Here is an 18,175-nt window from a genome sequence, read left to right as displayed (position 1 = left end):
GGCAAACGCTATTCGGCGGGTTTCGCCGCAGGTGCGGGGATCGCCCCGCCCGCGCCGCCGGCGGCCGGCGCGCAGTTGAGCGTGCCCGAACCGAAGGCGTTGACGGTGCACTTGGCGGTGCCGGTCACGTTGATGTCGCCCGCGCCGCCGATATTGGCTTCGACCGTGCCGTCCGAGGCGAAGGCAACATCGCCGCTGCCGCCGACCGTGACTTCGGCCTTGTCGGCCTTGAGCGCGGGCAGATCGATCTTGCCGCTCCCGCCGATCAGGATCTCGAGCTCCTTGGTCGTGCCCGAGCCGCCCAGCACCGTTCCGCTGCCGCCGATGTTGATGCCGAGCTTCTCGCTCGCGGCCTTGCCGAACTCGACCGTGCCGCTTCCGCCGATATTGATGTTGGCGGTGCTGGCGAGGCCCTGGGCCTTGATGGTGCCGCTGCCGCCGATCACGATGTCCTTGGGCGGGGGCATGGTGATGCGGATCGTGGCGGTGGAGTTGCCGTTCCAGCCGTTCTCGCGGCTGATGCCGATCACGTCCTTGTCGCGCACGAAGCGCAGGGAATCGGTGTCCTGCCCCTCAACCTTGATCGCGAAGGTATCGCCCTCGGTGAGGATCACGGTGTCGCCCGAGGCGAGCATCACGTTGGCGGGCGGAGGGCCGGCGATCTCGATCTCGGAGAGCGGCACGCCTTTCTGGCCGTTGATCTCGATATCGCCGCCGTCGCAGGCGCCAAGCGTCATGGCGATGGCGGCCAGCGTACCGGGTGTGAGGTAGCGGCGGAGGGCGTGGGTCATCTTCGTATCTCTCCCGATAGCGTATTGCCGATGTAATACACCATTGGTTGGGGTGCAAGGGGGGTGGCAGCTGGCGTTGCGCGGGCCCACCCAGCTGCGACTAGGCCGCTGCGCGACCAAGTCTCGCTCCCCTCCCGCAGGCGGGAGGGGTGGATCAGTGCTTCTCAGTCCCCCTCCCGCTTGCGGGAGGGGTTAGGGGAGGGCCTGCGCCGCCCCGCAAACAAAAAGGGCCGCCCCGCGGGGCAGCCCTTGATGTACGCTTGCAGCGAGGAGGCGCTTACGCTTCCTCGGCGCTTTCGTAGTACTGCGGGGCGTGTTCGCGCAGCACGTCGAGGATCTTGCCGAGCGCGGTGGGCTCGTCGGTCTCTTCCATCGCCGCCAGTTCGCGGGCGAGGCGGCTCGAGGCCGCTTCGAAGATCTGGCGTTCCGAATAGGACTGCTCGGGCTGGTCTTCGGGGCGGAACAGGTCGCGGGTCACTTCGGCGATCGAGACGAGGTCGCCCGAGTTGATCTTGGCTTCGTATTCCTGCGCGCGGCGCGACCACATGGTGCGCTTCACCTTGGGCTTGCCCTTGAGGGTTTCCATCGCCTGCTTGAGCGTCTTGTCCGACGAAAGCTTGCGCATCCCGATGGCTTCGACCTTGTTGACCGGCACGCGGAGAGTCATGCGCTCTTTCTCGAAACGCAGGACATAGAGTTCCAGCTGCATCCCGGCGATTTCCTCCTTCTGGAGTTCAACCACCCGGCCCACGCCGTGCTTGGGGTAGACAACATAATCGCCGACGGTGAATGCGTTCGCGGTGCTCGCCATGCACGTTCCTTTCAATCGGCCGACCTGGCAACGGGGAGGGCGGACGAGAGACCCGGCGGCGCGACCCTACCCCTCACGGGGCGAGCGCCGGGTGGACACGTCCGGTTAGGGGGTTGCTGGTGTCGGGCCTTTCTGGTTTCAACGCCTGCGCGGGCCAGGGGCCCGGCGCGGTCGATGCATTATATAGCACGCCTGCAACAAAATTGCGAGTCGCCGATTTACAAGGGCTGACGGACGCCAGCTCCTGCAAAGGATTGCTGCAAAAATCAGTCGCCGTCGCCGGGTGCTTCGCTGAAGTACTTCTCGAACTTGCCCTTTTCGCCCTTGTGCGCGTCGGCATCCTCGGGCGGCGCCTTCTGGCTGGTGATGTTGGGCCACACGGCGGAATACTGCGTGTTGAGCTCGAGCCACTTTTCCAGACCGTCCTCGGTATCGGGAAGAATCGCCTCGGCCGGGCATTCCGGTTCGCACACGCCGCAATCGATGCACTCGCTGGGATTGATCACCAGCATGTTCTCGCCTTCGTAGAAACAGTCGACCGGGCACACTTCCACACAGTCGGTGTACTTGCACTTGATGCAGTCTTCGGTGACGACGTAAGTCATTGCGGCTCTTTCACGAGGAGTCTTCGGGATCACCGGGCGTAGCGCCCGACACGCGCGACGCGCCTATGGTGTTTTGCCCTTTAGGGTCAAGTCCTGTGCCGTCAACCTCGCGATAATGGGAAAGCGCCTGCGGGGCCGGGCCGCGGCGGTCGGGGAGGGCGAGGATCTCGATCACCCTGACATTGCTGCCGAGGGCAAGCGTCAGCACATCGCCCACCCGCACGCCGTGCGAGCCGCGCAGCACGTGCTGGCGGTTGCAGCGCACCGCGTGGTTGGCAATCAGCGCGTCGGCGGCGGAGCGGGTGCGGGCGAAGCGGAGATAGACCAGCAGACGGTCGATCCGGATCGTCGCACCCCTTGCACTCATCCCTTGAGCAGGTCCGCCAGCTTGTCGAAGGCCCCGCCGGCACGGGCCGGACCGGTGTCGACCGGGGGTCTGGAGGGGGTCTGCGGCCGGCCTGAGCCGCGCTGGGAGCCGTCACGCGGGGGCTTGCCACCGGGCTTGCTCCGCCGCTCGTCACGCCGTTCGTTCCGGGATTCGCCCTGAGGCCGATCCTCGCGCTTCTCGCCGCGCGGGGCATTCCCGCGCTCGGGCTTGCCCTTGCGGTCCGGACGACGCTCGCCGCCGCGCTTGGCTTCGCGGCGCGCCTCGCGCTCCTCGGGACGGCGCGGGCGCCAGTACCAGCGGTCGGGAGCGGGAGCACCCTGCGCGCCTTCGGGCAGCGGACGTGCGCGCTCGACCCGGAAGCCCGCGCTGCCGAGCAGGCGGCGGGCATTGTCGGGTTCGAGCCCGACCGACACCGCCAGCGCCAGATCGACGCGGAACGGGCGGTTGCGCTCCTTCGGGTGCGCCGCGACCACCGCGCCGCGCGATTCGAAGGCGGCGCGGAAGATCTTCTCCGCGAGGTCGACGCGGATCGCCTGCGACCCGGCATAGCGGTAGCCCGCGGGCAGCCGCCCCTTGGCCCAGCTGCCCTCGGCGAGCACCGGCTGCATCGTTTCCTGCACCGCGCGGGTGTCGAGCCCCAGCGCGTGGAGCAGCCGCCGTGGGGCGGGCTTCAGGAGCGGGGCATCGAAGATGTCGAGCGCACCGAAGGTCACGCCGAGCTTCCTCAGATAGGGGCGCATCTCCTTGGGCAGGTTTTCGAGCCCCGCTTCCTCGCGGCTGATCACGCCGCGCGCCTCTATCAGGGTGATGACCAGCGCGCGCGCCTGCGACCCGGCATTGGGATCGCGCGCGGCCTCGGCAAGCTTGCGCAGCGGTTCGAGCGGTTCGAGCTGCTTTTCGAGCCATGTCGCCAACCCCGCCTCGAGCTTCGCCTTCGCCGCATCGGGCAGCAGCGCGACATCGCGGGTCAGCGTCAGGCGCGGGGTGCCGAAATTGCCCGCGCCCGGATGGCCGGGGAAGCTGATCTCGGCGAGAGCGCGCCCCTGCCAGCGGATCGCGCCGCCGCTGATCTCCAGCTCGGCGACGCCCTGCGACAGCAGCCACTCGGCGCGTTCGGCGAGCAGCGCGGGCAGAGCCTTCTCGCCCGCCGCCAGCAGCATACGCCGGTCGGCGACGCCGGCCGAGGGGTCGACATGGAAGCGGAAGCCTTCGAGCCTCCCGATGCTCTCGCCCTCCACCGTCAGGTGGCCATCGGGTTCAAGGGTGACGGGCAGCGCACTCGCATCCTGCCCCAGCGATTTCATCAAGAGAGTCGTCCTTCGGTTCACGAAACGCTCGGTCAGCCGCGCGTGCAGCGCATCCGAGAGCTTCGCCTCGACCGCGCGCGCCCGCGCGGCCATTTCGTCGCGCGCCAGCACCCAGTCGGGGCGCTGGCAGATGTAGGCCCAGCTGCGAATCGCCGCAATCCGGCCCTGGAGCGTGTCGATGTCGCCCTGCATCCGGTCAAGCTCGGCGATGCGCGCGGCGACGAAATCCGCGCCGAGATACCCTCCGCGCAGGTCGTCCCACAAGCGCGCGACGAAGCGGGCGTGCTGTTCGACCCCGAGATTGCGGAAGTCGGGGAGCGAACAGGCCTCCCAGAAGCGTCGCACCGAGCCTGCGCCGCGCACAGAGTCGGCGATGGAATCCCCTGCGAGCCGCCGCAGCACCGCCATGTCGATCGCCTCGGGCGCGGCCTTCAGCACCGCGTTTTGCGGGCGCGCTTCGAGATCGGCGATCAGGGCCGGCAGCGAATCGAAGCGCGGATCGGCCTCGCGCCAGAACAGGTGGGTGAGGGGCGCGAACTTGTGCTCCTCGATCGCGTAGACTTCCTCGTCGGTGAACTGGAGCGGCTCGCCGTCCCCCTTGCCGGTGCCAGAGAGCGTGCCGAAGGTGCCGTCGCGCTGGTGCCGCCCCGCGCGGCCCGCGATCTGCGCCATCTCGGACGGGGTGAGGCGGCGCTTCCGGCGGCCGTCATATTTGGAGAGGCTGGCGAAGGCGACATGATCGAGGTCGAGGTTGAGCCCCATGCCGATCGCGTCGGTGGCGACGATGTAATCGACCTCGCCCGCCTGGAACATTGCGACCTGCTTGTTGCGGGTCTCGGGCGAGAGCGCGCCCATCACCACCGCCGCCCCGCCGCGGAAGCGCCGCAGCGCTTCCGCCATCGCGTAGACCTGCTCGACGCTGAAGGCGACCACCGCCGAGCGCTTGGGCAGGCGCGACAGCTTGCACACGCCCGCATGGCTGAGGGTGGAAAAGCGCGGGCGGCTGGTGATCTCGGCCTTGGGGATCAGCGCCTTGACCATCGGCTCCAGAGTGGCGCTGCCGAGGATCATCGTCTCCTCGCGGCCGCGCGCATGGAGCAGCCGGTCGGTGAAGATGTGCCCGCGTTCGGGGTCCGCACCCAATTGCGCCTCGTCCAGCGCGACGAAGGCGACTTCGCCGGTGCTTCGCGGCATGGCCTCGGCGGTGCAGAGGAAATAGCGGGCGTCGGGCGGCTCGATCCGTTCCTCGCCGGTGATGAGGGCGACCTGCTTGTCGCCCTTCAACGCCCGCACCCGGTCATAGACCTCGCGCGCCAGCAGGCGCAGCGGGAAGCCCATCATGCCCGAGGAGTGCCCGCACATCCGCTCGATCGCGAGATGCGTCTTGCCCGTGTTGGTCGGGCCGAGCACGGCGCGGACGCGGCTGTCGTCGCCGGGCTTGGAAGGTGGGGGGAAGGTCACGACCGGGCGGTTCTGTCAGGCTTGCCGGTGGGGGGCAAGGCCATGCGGCAGGCTCCGGGGCATCTACGCACAACACCTTATCGCACAGGGGCAGCAACTCGTCGCTGGTTAACGCCGGATTTACTTTGTTCTGGCATCAAAATGCGACAAGACAGGGCCTTGGGGCGTGCCTGCGGGCTGCGCCATGATTGCCCCGACAGGGCATCGCCACGGGGCAGGGATGTTGGATCACGCGCGCAAAGTGAATGACGCAGGCGATCCCGGCGAGGAGCCGGAAGGCTCGCCCGGCGACAGCGCGTCCGCCGGCGAGAGCCGTGCGCTGGTCGTCGTGCAGGCCCCGATCGATCACGAGACCGCGCGCGAGCTGCTGCCCTATCTGCGCAATTCGAAGAAGCTCGCCGGGCCGACCGCCTCCCAGCGCCTGAAGCGCCGCCTGATGGCGCGGCTGGCGGGCTATGGAGAGCGCTACGAGGCCTGGCGTCTTGACGCCTCGCGCTGGTTCGACAGGCTCGATATCGCCCCTGACCTTGCCGAGGACATCGGCAGCCGCCGCTGGCTGCGCGGGTTGGGGACGATGGTGGGGCTGGGCGCGGTGGCGCTGGCCTTCTGGCCCGATCTCACCCCCCTCGAAGCCCGCCCCGCGATGCCGCAGAGCGAGGATGTGACGAGCGAGATGCGCAGCCAGATGATCCTGCCGCTCGCGCTCGGGGCCGACAGCGGCCGGCGCATGGGGCCGACGGCGGCGGTGATCCCGCTCAAGAGCGCGCCCGAGCGGCCGCAGATCCAGATGGTCGTCACCCTCGCACCGGGTGACAGCTTCGCCTCGATGCTGCGGCGTGCGGGCGTGGCGGGCGACGATATCGACCGCGCCGCGGCGCTGGTCGGGCAGGCGGTCGCGGTGGGCGATATCCAGTCGGGCACGCAGATGGACCTCGTCCTCGGCCGCCGCACCGCGCCGGGCCAGCCGCGCCCGCTCGACAGCCTTTCCTTCCGCGCGCGTTTCGATCTCGAACTGGCGCTGGCCCGCCCGGGCGTGGGCGAGGTCAATCCCGATGGCACGCCGGTGATCCCCTCCGGCCCGCTGGCGCTGCAACGCAATGTCATCCGCGTCGACGAGACCCCGCTGCGGGTGCGCGGCGTGGTCGGCACCAGCCTCTACCGCTCGATGCGGCAGGCGGGCGTCCCGGCGAGCGCGGTGCAGGAATATCTGAAAGCGCTCGACGCGCAGATCGACATGGAGCGCGAGCTGCGCCCCTCGGACGAGTTCGACATCATACTCGCCTATCGCCGCGCGGCGACGGGCGAGCGGCAGGCGGGGCAGCTGCTCTACGCCGGGGTCGACCGCAACGGCCGGGCGCGCACGCAGCTGATGCGCTGGGGCTCGGACGGGCGGTTCTACGAGGCTTCGGGTGTGGGCGAACAGCGCCGCGGGCTGCTGGCGCCGGTGCCGGGGCCGATCACCTCGAACTTCGGGATGCGCCGCCACCCGATCCTCGGCTACATGCGGATGCACGCGGGGATGGACTTCAAGGCGAGCTACGGCACGCCGATCGTCGCGGTCAGCGATGGCCGCGTGACCAGCGCGGGCCGCGCTGCCGGTTGCGGCATCGCGGTGCGGCTGGAGCACGGCGGCGGCCTCTCGACCCGCTATTGCCACATGAGCCAGATGGCGGTGCGCGCCGGAATGCAGGTGCGGCGCGGGCAGGTGATCGGCTATGTCGGATCGACCGGCCTCTCGACCGGGCCGCATCTCCATTACGAGATGTATCGCGGCGGGCAGGTGATCAATCCGGCCACCGTCCAGTTCGTCAGCCGCGCGCTGCTTTCGGGCACCGAGCTGATCGACTTCCAGCGCCAGCTGATCAAGCTGAAGGAGGTCGAGGTGGGCGCGGCGCTGCAGGATCTCGCCCCGCTGCCGAACGAGACCAAGGCTCCGGTGCGCGAGATCCAGAAGGTCGATACCGCCCGCAAGCCCGCGCCCGCCGCTGCCGCGCCGAAGCGCAAGCTGTAACGATCACTTGTCGTAAAGCGGCGATTGGGCGTAAGTCTCGCAGCCATGACCGGAAGCTATCCCAACACCCGCCTGCGCCGCACACGTGCCCACGGCTGGAGCCGCGCGCTGCACCGCGAGAACCTCGTCACCCCGGCGGACCTGATCTGGCCGCTGTTCGTGACGGCGGGCAAGGGCGTGGAGGAGCCGATCAAGACGCTGCCGGGCGTCTCGCGCTGGTCGGTCGATGGCATCGTGGCGCGCGCGAAGGAGGCGGTGGACCTTGGCATTCCGGTGGTCGCGCTGTTCCCCAACACGCCGCATGACCTGCGCAGCGATGACGGGGCCGAGGCGCACAACCCTGACAACCTGATGTGCCAGGCGATCCGCGCCATCAAGGACGCCTGCGGCCACGATATCGGCGTGCTCACCGACGTGGCGCTCGATCCCTACACCAGCCACGGGCAGGACGGGCTGATCGATGAAACCGGCTATGTCGTGAACGACGAGACCGTCGCCGTGCTGGTCGACCAGGCGGTGAACCAGGCGAATGCGGGGGCGGACATCATCGCGCCCTCCGACATGATGGACGGCCGGATCAAGGCGATCCGCATGGCGCTCGAGATGAACGGGCACCCCAACGTCCAGATCATGTCCTATGCCGCCAAATATGCGAGCGCCTTCTACGGCCCGTTCCGCGATGCGGTTGGCTCGGGCGGGCTGCTCAAGGGTGACAAGAAGGCCTACCAAATGGACCCCGCCAACGCCGACGAGGCGATGCGCGAAGTCGCGCTCGACATCGCGGAGGGCGCGGATTCGGTGATGGTGAAGCCGGGCCTCGCCTATCTCGACATCATTTACCGCGTGAAGCAGCGCTTCGACGTGCCGGTCTTCGCCTATCAGGTGTCCGGCGAGTACGCGATGATCGAGGCCGCGCAGGCTGCCGGGATCGGCGACCGCGATGCGCTGGTGCTGGAGAAGCTGATCGCCTTCAAGCGCGCCGGGTGCAGCGGTGTCCTTACCTACCATGCTGCCCATGTCGCCCGCCTGCTGAATGGCTGACGAGAGCACGCTTGCAACCGACCGCCTGATCCTGCGCCCGCCGGTGGCGGAGGATCTGCCGTGGGTGCTCGCACAGATGAACACCGAAGCCGTGATGCGCCATCTCGCCGGAGTGCGCGCGCCCGAGGCGGTGGCGGAGAGCCTCGCCGACGATATCGAGGCGTTCCACAAGGGCGGGCACCAGCGCTGGACGGTGTGGCTGCGCGACAGCGACACCCGCGTTGGCCGCGTCGGCCTGTTCCACCTGCGCTCCCCCGCGGCGCCTGCGGTGCTGCAAGGCCAGCGCGAGATCGGCTGGACCTTCGCCGAGGCCCATTGGGGGCAGGGCTATGCCAGCGAGGCGGCGCGGGCGGTGATCGCCCATGCCTTCGAAGTGCTCGCGCTGCCGGTGCTCTATTCGCAGACCAGCGATTCCAACGCGGCTTCCACCCGCATGATGCAGCGTCTCGGCTTCACCGCGCGGCCCGAGCTCGGCTATGTCGATCCCGACTATCCCCCCGAAGACAACCCCACCACCGTGTGGTCGATGGAAGCCCCCGCATGTCCGAATTCCGCCACGATACCCCCCGTCTGACCCTGCGTGACTGGCGCGATGCGGATTGGGACATCTTCTGGGAGGTCACCAACACGCAGCCCGTGATGCGCTGGCTCGGCGGCGTGGCGGACGAGGCCACCCGCACCGCCGCCCGTGCGCGGGTCGAGAGCTATCAGGCCGAGCACGGCCACACCTTCTGGGTGGTCGAACGCCGCGAAGATGGCGCGCTGCTCGGCTTCTGCGGGCTCAAGCGCTCCAACCAGGCGGGCGGGCCGCAAGGGATGATGGAGGTCGGCTGGCGGCTGCGCGAGGATGCCTGGGGGCAGGGCTATGCCAAAGAGGCCGCCACCGCCGCGCTCGATCTCGCCTTTGACCGTTTCGGCGCGGAGGAGGTGATCGCGCTCACCGTGCAGAACAACACCGCCAGCTGGGGCCTGATGCTGCGGCTGGGCATGGAGCGGCGCGAGGATCTCGATTTCGACAGCGCCGATTTCGACCCCGCCAATCCGCGCATCATCGTCCATGCGATCACCCGCGCGAACTGGCGGGCGTCATGACGGCGACCGTCATTACCACCGAGCGGTTGATCCTGCGCCAAATCGGCGTGGACGATCTCGATCCGCACATGACCCTGCTCAACACTCCGGCGGTGATGGAATTTCTCGGCGGGGTGCAGCCGCGCGCGGTGATCGCCGCCAAGCACCAAGCCTCGCGCGCCAGCTTCGCCGCGCATGGCTTCGGCTTCATGCTGATGGTCGAGCGTGCGAGCGGAGAGATCGTCGGCCATTGCGGGCTGCGCCATGTCGCTCACTCGCTCGCGCCCAATCCGCAGGATCACGAGATCGGCTGGCTGGTGCGCGAGGATCGCTGGCGGATGGGCTACGCGTACGAGGCGATGCGCGCGGTGGTCGACTGGGGTTTCGGCACCTTCGATGTGCCGCAGATCGTCGCCATCACCACGCCCGCCAACCGCGGCTCGTGGCTGCTGATGGAGAAACTGGGCATGGTGCGGCGGCCCGACCTTGATTTCACAGACCCGGCAATGCCACCCGAGCACAATCGCGAAATCCAGTACGCGATCACACGCGCGCAATGGGAACAGGCAACGGGGGCCGGGGCATGAGTGACGACACGTCGGGCGGTGCGGGAGGATCGCCGCAGCGCTGGCTGTTCGCGCTGACGATCCTCACGGGAAGTTTCCTGCTGTTTCTGGTGCAGCCGCTGGTCGCGCGCATGGCGCTGCCGCGGCTGGGCGGGGCGCCCAACGTCTGGAACAGCGCGATGCTGGTCTATCAGGCGCTGCTGCTGGGCGGCTATGCCTATGCCCATGCTCTTTCGCGCCTCGCCGTGGGGCGGGCGGCGCTGATCCACCTGACGCTGCTGGTCGCCGCGGCCTTCACCCTGCCGATCGCGCTCCCCAATATCGAGCCGCCGGCTGCGGGGAGCGAGGCGCTGTGGGTGCCTTACCTGTTTCTGCTGACCATCGGCCCGCTGTTCTTCGTCGTCTCGGCGCAGGCCCCGCTGATGCAGCAATGGTTCGCCTCGCACCCCAAGGCGGGCGATCCCTATCCGCTCTACGCCGCCTCCAACCTCGGGAGCTTTGCGGGGCTGCTCGCCTATCCGTTGCTGGTCGAGCCGCTGCTGCCGATCGGCGCGCAGAGCCGCGGCTGGGCGGCGGGATATGCGGTGCTGGTGGTGCTGGTGGCCCTTGCCGCCTTCGCCCGCCGCAAGGCGCCCGCGCCTGCCGTCATGGCTGCTGCTCCGGAAGCCGCCCCGGCCGAACCCGCGCCCGATGCAAAGCGCATCCTGCTGTGGCTCGCGCTGTCGGCCGTGCCCTCGGGGCTGATGCTTTCGACCACCACGCACCTTACCACCGATATCTTCGCGATGCCGCTCCTGTGGGTGATCCCGCTCGGGCTGTACCTCCTGTCCTTCTCGATCGCCTTTGCCGAGAAGCGCCGCATCGCCGGATGGCTGAGTGCAGCCTCGCCCGTGGTGCTGGCGGGAGCGGGGGCGCTGGCGATGCTCGGCTCCTCGCGCCCGAGCCTGCTGGCGGTCGCGGCGAGCCTGCTGCTGCTGTTCGTCGCCGCGGTGACGCTCCACGCGCGGCTTTATGAAGCGCGGCCCGAGCCTGCGCGGCTGACCCAGTTCTACCTTGTGATGTCGGCGGGCGGCGTGCTCGGCGGGCTGTTCACCGCCCTGATCGCGCCGCTGGTGTTCGACTGGACGTGGGAGCACCCGCTGCTGATCCTCGCCGCCGCTGCGCTGCTGCCGCTTTCGGCGTGGAGCGGGTGGCTGGGGCGCATCTTCACCCGGCCCGACACCGTGCGCATGGGCATCGCGGTGCTGCTCTTTGCGGTCTTCGTCGGCGCGCTCCGCATCCGCGAGGCGACGCTGGTAAGTCCCGAGTGGAGCCTCGTCAGCATGGCGATATTCGCCGGGCTGATCGTGGCGGCGGTGCTGCTCGCCGCGCGGCGCTGGGCCTTCGTGACCGCCTGCGCGGCGCTGATCGCGGCGCTCGGCGCGCTCGCCCAGGCGCAGACCAGCTGGGAAGGCGCGCGCAGCCGCAGCTATTTCGGCATCTACACCGTGCGCAACACCTCCGACGGGCTGCGCCGCCTGATCCACGGCACGACGCTGCACGGCGTCCAGCATCTCGATCCCGCGCAGGAGACCAAGGCCACCACCTATTACGGCGCGCAATCGGGGGTCGGCCTGGCCCTGTCTTCGGCCGAGCGGCTCTATGGCGGCAAGGCGCGCATCGGCGTGGTCGGCCTCGGGGTCGGCACGCTCGCCTGCTATGCCAAGCCGGGACAGGCCTGGACCTTCTTCGAGATCGATCCGGCGGTGCTCGAATATTCGACGCGCGGCCAGTTCACCTTCATGAAGCGCTGCACCCCGGACGCGCCGACGATCATCGGCGATGCGCGCCTGAAGCTGGAGAAGCTCCCCGCCGACAGTTTCGACATGCTGGTGGTCGATGCTTTCTCGTCCGACGCGATCCCGCTGCACCTGATGACCGCCGAGGCGCAGAAGGTCTATTTCCGCTCGCTCGCGCCCGATGGGGTGCTGCTGATCCATATCAGCAACCGCTTCATCACCCTCGAGCCGGTGCTCTCCGCGCTCGCCCGCGAGGACAAGCTTACCGCTGTGCTGAGGGCGGACGATTCGCAGACGGACGGGCTCACCCCGTCGAACTGGGTGGCGCTGTCGCGCGATCCGGCGCGGATCGCGGCGCTCACACAGGACGGCAAGTGGCGCCCGCTCGGCAAGCCCGCCGACACCGTGTGGCGCGATGACTACGCCTCGATCCTGCCCTATCTTCTCTGGAAGAACCTGTAAGCGAGAGCCCCATGACACACCGACCGGGCGTGAACATCGTCCCCATCCACGGCAAGACGCCGCGCATTCACGACAGCGCCTTCATCGCGCCCGGCTGCACGATCATCGGCGATGTCGAGATCGGCGAGGGCAGCTCGGTCTGGTACAATTGCGTGCTGCGCGCGGATGTGTCGCGGATCGTGATCGGCAAGCGCAGCAATGTGCAGGACGGCTCCGTGCTCCACTGCGACCCGCCGCGCCCGGGCGACCCCGACGGCTCGCCGCTGATCATCGGCGATGACGTGCTGATCGGCCACATGGCGATGGTCCACGGCTGCATCATCCACGACCGCGGCTTCGTCGGCCTCGGGGCGATCGTGATGAACAAGGCGGTGATCGGGTCGGACGCGATGCTGGCGGCGGGCGCGATGCTGACCGAGGGCAAGGTGATGGAGCCGCGCGAGCTGTGGGGCGGGCGCCCGGCGCGCAAGATGCGCGATCTCGATGACGCCGCGATCATGGGCATGCGGATCGGCACCGCGCACTATGCCGAGAACGCGAAGCACCACGCCGAGGCGGTCGCGGCCGCGCTCAGGTAATGGCTCGCCCGCCGGCGCAGCTGCCGGATGCAGAGGTGCTGCGGGAGAGGATCGGCGCAGACAGGCGTCTGACGGTGAAGGTCACCCCCGGCGCGCGCGAGGAGAGCGTGACGCTCGCTCCCGATGCCGTGCTGGTGAAGGTCCGCGCCCCTGCCGACAAGGGCGCGGCCAATCAGGCAGTGCAGGAGGTGGTGGCGCGGGCGCTCGGGCTGGCGCCCTCGCGGGTCAGGTTGTTGCGCGGCGCAACTTCGCGGACGAAGGTTTTACACGTCGAACTTTAGCGCTCGACGCGCAGGGCTGCGATCCACAGGGCCAGCGCGACGACACAGGCACTCCCCGCCGACAGCACCGGGGCGATGCCGGACAGCACGCCGCCCGCCACCGCGCCCAGCGCTAGAGCGCTCCACAACAGGCCGTAGCCCCGCGTCGATTCGAGTGGCTCGCCCGCCAGCCTTGCGGCGATCCCCTGCCCGTAACGCACCAGCGCCCCGGTCATGTAGGTGACGCCGACCGTCACCTCGCCGGCTTTCGCGAAGACATTGTTGGCGAGGCCCATCGCCAATGCCGAGGCGGCGAGGAAGGGAATGGAGAGCCCGGCCGCGAGCAGCCCCGCGCCGCAAGCCAGCAGCAGCGCCACGATGCCCAGCAAGACCCGCTTGCGCCGTCCCTCGGCGCGCCGCCCGATCAGCGCGCCGCCGATCACGCCTGCCAGAAACGCCGCGATCAGCCCCAGCGGGGCCAGGGCGAGGGCGGGGGTCTGCGCCAGCTCCACCCCTAGCCGGGTGGTGTTGCCCGACATGAAGGAGGTGAAATAGCCCCCCGCCACCACGAACCCCGTCGCATCCACCAGCCCCGCGAGCGCGGCCAGCCCGAGCGCTAGGCGTTGGCGCGCGGGGTCGTATCGGTGCATCAGGCGGCGGGTGTGGGCTGCTTCATGTAGCGCATCATGTAGCCGACATAATCGATCTTGCCGATAGCCAGCCCCTCGGCGCGCAGGATCGCATAGGCGGCCATCAGGTGGAAATAGAACTGCGGGGTCGCCCAGTCGCGGCAATATTCGTGCGCTTGCATGACGAAGGCCATGCCGTTGGGGAGGGTGAACTCGACCGTGTCGCCGCTCGCCGGCCAGGTCGCAGGATCGGTGTTCGCGACCAGCTCGCGCACGGCGGCGATGCGGGCATGGGCCTCGGCAAAGGTGGTGATGTCGCTGTCGTCGGCGGCCAGCCCGAGATTTCCGAGCCGGTCGAGCGCGACCCGCACCTGATCGATGGTGAACCGGATCTGCGTCGCCAGCGGGAACATGTCCTCCGCGAGCCGCGATTGCAGCAGCGTCTCGCCCTTCTCGTGGGCCTCGGCCTTGGTGACGAGGTGATCGAGCGTGCCGAGCATATTGGCATAGGTGGCAAGCGCGGCGGTGGCGTAGGACATGGCATCTCTCCAGTTGCTATTTGAAACTCATTTGCGCCTGGCGAAGCTCCACGTCAATCCCCCTCGCCTCCCCACTCGTCATTGCGAGGAGCCGCAGGCGAAGCAATCCATGGTCTGCCCTCGCATCACGTGGAAGGGGCAGGCCATGGATTGCTTCGCCTGCGGCTCGCAATGACGAAGGCAGGATCAGTCCTTCACCAGCGCCCGCAACCCCTCGATCCGGTCGGCCTCGTGCGCGGGCTTGTCCCAGCGGATGCGGTGGATGCGGGGGAAGCGCATGGCGAGGCCGCTCTTGTGGCGCTTGCTGGTGTGGACCGAATCGAAGGCGACCTCGAACACTAGCTCGCGCTTCACCTCGCGCACGGGGCCGAACTTGTTCAGCGTGTTCTGCCGCACGAAACGGTCGAGCTTCTTCAGCTCCTCGTCGGTGAAGCCCGAATAGGCCTTGCCGACGGGGAGCAGCTCGGCGCCCGCATCGGGATCGCCGTCCCAGCAGCCGAAGGTGTAGTCGCTGTAGAAGCTCGAGCGCTTGCCGCTGCCGCGCTGGGCATACATCAGCACGCAGTCGACCAGCAGCGGATCGCGCTTCCATTTGTACCAGAGGGCGACCTTGCGGCCCGCGACATAGGGGCTCTCGCGGTGCTTGAGCATCAGGCCCTCGATCGCCTCGTCGCGCGCTGTGTCGCGGATCGCGGCGAGGGCGGCGAAGTCTGCCGCCTCGACCAGTTGCGAGAGATCGAAATGGCTCTCCGGCAGGCGCGGCATCAGCGCTTCCAAAGTCGCGCGGCGCGACTTCCACGGGGCCTCGCGCCAGTCCTGCCCTTCGAGCAGCAGCACGTCATAAAGCCGCACGAAGGCGGGGTAATCGCGCAGCATCGCCTTGGAGACGGTCTTCCTCCCGAGCCGTTGCTGGAGCGCATTGAAACTCGCCGCGCCTCCCGCTTCGCCCCCTTGGGCCGAGCCGCGCACCAGCAATTCGCCATCGAGCACCGCGTCGATCGGCAGCACATCGAGCAGTTCGGGGAAGGTCGCGGAAATATCGTCGCCCGAGCGCGAATAGACCCGCGTTTCGCCGCCCGCCCTGACAAGCTGCACACGGATCCCGTCCCACTTCCACTCGGCGGCGTAGTCGGCAAGGTCGACCACGCCGTCCTCGAGCGGGTGGGCGAGCATGAAGGGCCGGAAGCGCGGGGTATGGGCGAGGTCGGGCGGCGCGCCACCGTCCGCGGCCCAGGCGAAGAGTTCGGCATAGGGGGGGGTGAGGGCGTGCCAGTATTCCTCGACCTCCTCGACCGCCACATCGAAGGCCATCGCGAAAGCAGTCTTGGCGAGCCGCGCCGAGACCCCGACGCGCATCCCGCCCGTCGCGAGTTTGATCAGGGCATAGCGGCCCTTGGCATCGAGCCGGTCGAACAGCGCGGGGAGCTCCTTCGGGGCGCTCGCGCGGGTGAGGGCGGAGAGGCGCTCGACCACTTCGACCAGCGGAAGATCGGGGTGCCGCTCGGCGTCCTCGGGCTCCGGCCACAAGAGGCTCGCGGTCTCGGCCGTGTCGCCCACGAAATCGCGGCTCAGCGCCCACAGCACCGGATCGACCCGCTCCATCATCAGGTTGCGAATGGTCGAGGACTTCACCGCCGGAAAATCCAGCCCGTCGGTCAGCGCGGCGAGCGCCCAGCCGCGGTCGGTATCGGGGCTTGCGCGCAGATAGGCGACGATCAGCGCAAGCTTGCGGTTGCGGCTCGTCGTATACACCAGCGCATCGAGCAGGGCGGCGAATTCCTCCATCACCCGCACCCCACACATTCATTGCGCAGCCATACGGATACGCTAGATGGCGTTGCTGACACGGGTGTCAGTGGTGACGCCCGCCCCGTCGCCAACAAGGAAACCGCCCTATGAAGTTTGCTCCGCTTGCTGCTCTCGGTCTTGCCCTTGCCGGCGTGACCGCGCCTGCCGTCGTCGTCGCGCAGGACGCCCCCGCGCCCGCCGCCGCCTTCTCGATCGACACCCCGATCCAGGCGCTGGTCGCCGACGCGCGTGCCAAGGCCGTGCTCGACAAGTATCTGCCGGGCATCGACCAGCACCCGGCCTACGAGCAGTTCAAGGAACTGAGCCTGCGCACCGTCGCGCCCTTCTCGCAGGGCATGATCACCGACGAGCTGCTCGCCAAGATCGACGCCGATCTGACCGCGATCAAGTAAATCCGGTGCGGGGGCGGGGATGCTAGTCATCCTCGTCCTCGTATCCCACCAGCGCCAGCGCGCGGGCGCGGCGTTGGGATAGCTCACACCAGCGCAGCAGCGCTTCCTCGCGGCCGTGGGTGATCCAGGTCTCCTGCGGGTTCACCTCGGCGATGGTGCGGGTGAGCTCGTTCCAGTCGGCATGGTCGGAGATGACCAGCGGCAGCTCGACCCCGCGCTGGCGGGCACGCTGGCGCACCCGCATCCATCCGCTCGCCATCGCGGTGACGGGATCGGGCAGACGGCGGCTCCAGCGATCATTGAGCGCCGAGGGCGGGGCTAGGATGATGCCGCCGCGCATATCCTCTTTCTTCGCATCGCTGACGAGGCGCAGGTCGCCGAGCGCCACCCCGTGTTCCTCATACAGCCGGCACATCGCCTCCATCGCGCCGTGGAGCCAGATCGTCTCCGTGTGCCCCGCCGCGCGCAATTCCGCGATCACCCGCTGCGCCTTGCCGAGCGCATAGGCGCCCACGAGGATGCTGGAATCGGGATTTTCGCGGCGCGCCTCGAGCAGCTTGGCGATCTCCTCGGCGATGGGCGGATGAGTGAAGACCGGCAGGCCGAAGGTCGCCTCGGTGATGAAGATGTCGCAAGGGGTGACCGCGAAAGGCGCGCAAGTCGGATCGGGGGCGCGCTTGTAGTCGCCGGTGATGATCACCCGCTCGCCCGCGTGTTCGAGCAGGATTTGCGCGCTCCCGAGCACGTGGCCCGCAGGCAGGTAGGTCGCCGTCACGCCGCCGCCGATGTCGAGCGTCTCGCCATATTCGGCCGGGGAGGCGCCGTCGCGGGTCTGGTAGCGCAATTCCATGATCGCGAGGGTTGCGGGGGTGGCGACCGTCACCCCGTGCCCCCCGCGCGCGTGGTCGGCGTGGCCATGCGTCACCAGCGCCCGCGCCACGGGCCGCGAGGGATCGACCCAGGCATCGGCGGGGACGATGTGGATGCCCCAGGGCTCGGGCCGGATCCAGGAGAAGGGCGGGGCGGTCATGGGAGAGATACGGTGCTTGGCCGGATTAGGTTCCGCTTCGTGCCCACCCCTAACCCCTCCCGCAAGCGGGAGGGGAACCGGGTCGTGCCTCTAACCCCCCTCTCGCTTGCGGGAGGGGCTGGGGGTGGGACTGCAAGATCAGCCCTGTTTCAGCGGTGCGAGCCGTCCCCAGCACCCCTCGTCGGTCCACACCCGCGCCGGCTTGCCATCCGGGCCTTCGATGGTGCCGGGAGGGTCGCAGAGGACGGCATTGCCATTGTTGAAGAACAGGACGACGAACCCCGTCTCCTCGCGCGGGAATTCGGCCGGGTCGCTGGTGCTGCCCATGCAATCGGGCTTGCCGTTGGTGGTGATGGCGGTGGTGTAGAGCCAGCGGTCGCCGTCGCTCTCGGCGGTGCGCCAGCGCTTGGTCACGCGTTCCTCGCCGCTTTCGAATGTTGCGGCTCCGTCTGCATCGAACCGCCAGACTTCTGTGCAGACCGGTCCGTTTTCCCCCATGTCGCGCGTCCAGAAACGCCAAGTTCCGACCTCGGCGAGATGCCTGGCCATGGCTTCGGGCGTGAGGTCGGCGGGTTGCGCCAATGCGGGAGCGGCGGAGGTGCCGAGCAGCACCCCCGCCGCTGCCAGTGTCGTCAATCCGACGCGC

19 protein-coding genes are annotated in these 18,175 nt (G+C 68.7%); 9 read left to right on the top strand and 10 right to left on the bottom strand.

Annotated elements, in window-relative coordinates; all coding sequences use genetic code 11:
* Positions 1–8: 8 nt before the first annotated feature.
* From BZF57_RS10780 to BZF57_RS10760, 5 genes are all read right to left on the bottom strand, one after another.
* Positions 9–791 (bottom strand): GIN domain-containing protein, encoded by a 783-nt coding sequence (locus tag BZF57_RS10780; RefSeq protein WP_086737627.1) that lies wholly within the window; start codon positions 789–791, stop codon positions 9–11.
* 277 nt (positions 792–1,068) lie between these two features.
* Positions 1,069–1,602, bottom strand: coding sequence for a CarD family transcriptional regulator (locus BZF57_RS10775; RefSeq protein WP_086737624.1), 534 nt, complete (start codon positions 1,600–1,602; stop codon positions 1,069–1,071).
* A gap of 266 nt (positions 1,603–1,868) precedes the next feature.
* Positions 1,869–2,207: a ferredoxin FdxA gene (gene fdxA, locus BZF57_RS10770; protein WP_086737621.1), complete on the bottom strand. Its 339-nt coding sequence runs from the start codon at positions 2,205–2,207 to the stop codon at positions 1,869–1,871.
* A gap of 10 nt (positions 2,208–2,217) precedes the next feature.
* Positions 2,218–2,574, bottom strand: a complete 357-nt coding sequence (locus BZF57_RS10765; protein ID WP_240505945.1) for a S4 domain-containing protein — start codon at positions 2,572–2,574, stop codon at positions 2,218–2,220.
* On the bottom strand, positions 2,571–5,363 hold the full coding sequence (locus BZF57_RS10760) for a helicase-related protein (RefSeq protein WP_086737619.1): 2,793 nt from the start codon (positions 5,361–5,363) through the stop codon (positions 2,571–2,573). The genes BZF57_RS10765 and BZF57_RS10760 overlap by 4 nt, the downstream gene beginning before the upstream one ends.
* A 241-nt stretch (positions 5,364–5,604) precedes the next feature.
* Here BZF57_RS10760 and BZF57_RS10755 point away from each other — a divergent pair, with 241 nt between their 5' ends.
* From BZF57_RS10755 to BZF57_RS10720, 8 genes are read left to right on the top strand one after another with little or no spacing between them, the layout of a single operon-like run.
* Positions 5,605–7,374: a peptidoglycan DD-metalloendopeptidase family protein gene (locus BZF57_RS10755; protein WP_338029915.1), complete on the top strand. Its 1,770-nt coding sequence runs from the start codon at positions 5,605–5,607 to the stop codon at positions 7,372–7,374.
* A gap of 45 nt (positions 7,375–7,419) precedes the next feature.
* Complete coding sequence (gene hemB, locus BZF57_RS10750) at positions 7,420–8,415, top strand: porphobilinogen synthase (protein ID WP_086737615.1); 996 nt, start codon at positions 7,420–7,422, stop codon at positions 8,413–8,415.
* Positions 8,408–8,989 (top strand): GNAT family N-acetyltransferase, encoded by a 582-nt coding sequence (locus tag BZF57_RS10745; protein WP_086737613.1) that lies wholly within the window; start codon positions 8,408–8,410, stop codon positions 8,987–8,989. The genes hemB and BZF57_RS10745 overlap by 8 nt, the downstream gene beginning before the upstream one ends.
* The gene (locus tag BZF57_RS10740; RefSeq protein ID WP_086737611.1) at positions 8,956–9,507 is read left to right on the top strand and encodes a GNAT family N-acetyltransferase; all 552 of its coding nucleotides are present in this window, start codon (positions 8,956–8,958) and stop codon (positions 9,505–9,507) included. Before BZF57_RS10745 ends, BZF57_RS10740 begins: the two co-directional genes overlap by 34 nt.
* Entirely contained in the window at positions 9,504–10,073 is a 570-nt protein-coding gene (locus BZF57_RS10735) for a GNAT family N-acetyltransferase (RefSeq protein ID WP_086737609.1), read from the top strand. Before BZF57_RS10740 ends, BZF57_RS10735 begins: the two co-directional genes overlap by 4 nt.
* Positions 10,070–12,292, top strand: coding sequence for a spermidine synthase (locus tag BZF57_RS10730; protein ID WP_086737607.1), 2,223 nt, complete (start codon positions 10,070–10,072; stop codon positions 12,290–12,292). The genes BZF57_RS10735 and BZF57_RS10730 overlap by 4 nt, the downstream gene beginning before the upstream one ends.
* An 11-nt stretch (positions 12,293–12,303) precedes the next feature.
* A complete protein-coding gene (locus BZF57_RS10725; protein ID WP_086737605.1) occupies positions 12,304–12,870 on the top strand; it encodes a gamma carbonic anhydrase family protein in 567 nt (188 codons plus the stop codon).
* Positions 12,870–13,151: a DUF167 domain-containing protein gene (locus BZF57_RS10720; protein WP_086737603.1), complete on the top strand. Its 282-nt coding sequence runs from the start codon at positions 12,870–12,872 to the stop codon at positions 13,149–13,151. Before BZF57_RS10725 ends, BZF57_RS10720 begins: the two co-directional genes overlap by 1 nt.
* On the opposite strand, the gene BZF57_RS10715 is transcribed toward BZF57_RS10720, so the two are convergent.
* The 3 genes from BZF57_RS10715 to BZF57_RS10705 form a co-directional block, all read right to left on the bottom strand.
* The gene (locus tag BZF57_RS10715; protein ID WP_086737601.1) at positions 13,148–13,780 is read right to left on the bottom strand and encodes a YoaK family protein; all 633 of its coding nucleotides are present in this window, start codon (positions 13,778–13,780) and stop codon (positions 13,148–13,150) included. The genes BZF57_RS10720 and BZF57_RS10715 overlap by 4 nt on opposite strands.
* Entirely contained in the window at positions 13,780–14,298 is a 519-nt protein-coding gene (locus BZF57_RS10710; protein WP_086737598.1) for a DUF1993 domain-containing protein, read from the bottom strand. Before BZF57_RS10710 ends, BZF57_RS10715 begins: the two co-directional genes overlap by 1 nt.
* 186 nt (positions 14,299–14,484) lie before the next feature.
* Positions 14,485–16,083 carry a cisplatin damage response ATP-dependent DNA ligase gene (locus BZF57_RS10705; RefSeq protein WP_086737596.1) on the bottom strand — a complete coding sequence of 533 codons (1,599 nt, stop codon included), beginning with the start codon at positions 16,081–16,083 and terminating at the stop codon, positions 14,485–14,487.
* Between the two features lie 110 nt (positions 16,084–16,193).
* On the opposite strand from BZF57_RS10705, the gene BZF57_RS10700 reads away from it, so the two are divergent.
* Entirely contained in the window at positions 16,194–16,499 is a 306-nt protein-coding gene (locus BZF57_RS10700) for a hypothetical protein (RefSeq protein WP_086737594.1), read from the top strand.
* A gap of 22 nt (positions 16,500–16,521) precedes the next feature.
* Here BZF57_RS10700 and BZF57_RS10695 read toward each other — a convergent pair whose 3' ends face one another.
* Both BZF57_RS10695 and BZF57_RS10690 read right to left on the bottom strand, forming a co-directional pair.
* Complete coding sequence (locus tag BZF57_RS10695) at positions 16,522–17,529, bottom strand: ligase-associated DNA damage response exonuclease (protein ID WP_086737592.1); 1,008 nt, start codon at positions 17,527–17,529, stop codon at positions 16,522–16,524.
* 138 nt (positions 17,530–17,667) lie between these two features.
* Positions 17,668–18,165, bottom strand: coding sequence for a hypothetical protein (locus BZF57_RS10690; RefSeq protein WP_143738463.1), 498 nt, complete (start codon positions 18,163–18,165; stop codon positions 17,668–17,670).
* Between the last annotated feature and the right edge of the window lie 10 nt (positions 18,166–18,175).

The organism is Erythrobacter colymbi (genome assembly GCF_002155685.1).
GTDB classification, from domain to species: Bacteria; Pseudomonadota; Alphaproteobacteria; order Sphingomonadales; family Sphingomonadaceae; genus Erythrobacter; species Erythrobacter colymbi.
This window is presented reverse-complemented; position numbering and strand designations above follow the sequence as displayed.

Coding starts and splice junctions, on each gene's coding strand:
- BZF57_RS10780 (WP_086737627.1), bottom strand. CDS start 791: ATGACCCACGCCCTCCGCCGCTACCTCACACCCGGTACGCTGGCCGCC.
- BZF57_RS10775 (WP_086737624.1), bottom strand. CDS start 1,602: ATGGCGAGCACCGCGAACGCATTCACCGTCGGCGATTATGTTGTCTAC.
- fdxA (WP_086737621.1), bottom strand. CDS start 2,207: ATGACTTACGTCGTCACCGAAGACTGCATCAAGTGCAAGTACACCGAC.
- BZF57_RS10765 (WP_240505945.1), bottom strand. CDS start 2,574: ATGAGTGCAAGGGGTGCGACGATCCGGATCGACCGTCTGCTGGTCTAT.
- hemB (WP_086737615.1), top strand. CDS start 7,420: ATGACCGGAAGCTATCCCAACACCCGCCTGCGCCGCACACGTGCCCAC.
- BZF57_RS10745 (WP_086737613.1), top strand. CDS start 8,408: ATGGCTGACGAGAGCACGCTTGCAACCGACCGCCTGATCCTGCGCCCG.
- BZF57_RS10740 (WP_086737611.1), top strand. CDS start 8,956: ATGTCCGAATTCCGCCACGATACCCCCCGTCTGACCCTGCGTGACTGG.
- BZF57_RS10735 (WP_086737609.1), top strand. CDS start 9,504: ATGACGGCGACCGTCATTACCACCGAGCGGTTGATCCTGCGCCAAATC.
- BZF57_RS10730 (WP_086737607.1), top strand. CDS start 10,070: ATGAGTGACGACACGTCGGGCGGTGCGGGAGGATCGCCGCAGCGCTGG.
- BZF57_RS10725 (WP_086737605.1), top strand. CDS start 12,304: ATGACACACCGACCGGGCGTGAACATCGTCCCCATCCACGGCAAGACG.
- BZF57_RS10720 (WP_086737603.1), top strand. CDS start 12,870: ATGGCTCGCCCGCCGGCGCAGCTGCCGGATGCAGAGGTGCTGCGGGAG.
- BZF57_RS10715 (WP_086737601.1), bottom strand. CDS start 13,780: ATGCACCGATACGACCCCGCGCGCCAACGCCTAGCGCTCGGGCTGGCC.
- BZF57_RS10710 (WP_086737598.1), bottom strand. CDS start 14,298: ATGTCCTACGCCACCGCCGCGCTTGCCACCTATGCCAATATGCTCGGC.
- BZF57_RS10705 (WP_086737596.1), bottom strand. CDS start 16,083: ATGGAGGAATTCGCCGCCCTGCTCGATGCGCTGGTGTATACGACGAGC.
- BZF57_RS10700 (WP_086737594.1), top strand. CDS start 16,194: ATGAAGTTTGCTCCGCTTGCTGCTCTCGGTCTTGCCCTTGCCGGCGTG.
- BZF57_RS10695 (WP_086737592.1), bottom strand. CDS start 17,529: ATGACCGCCCCGCCCTTCTCCTGGATCCGGCCCGAGCCCTGGGGCATC.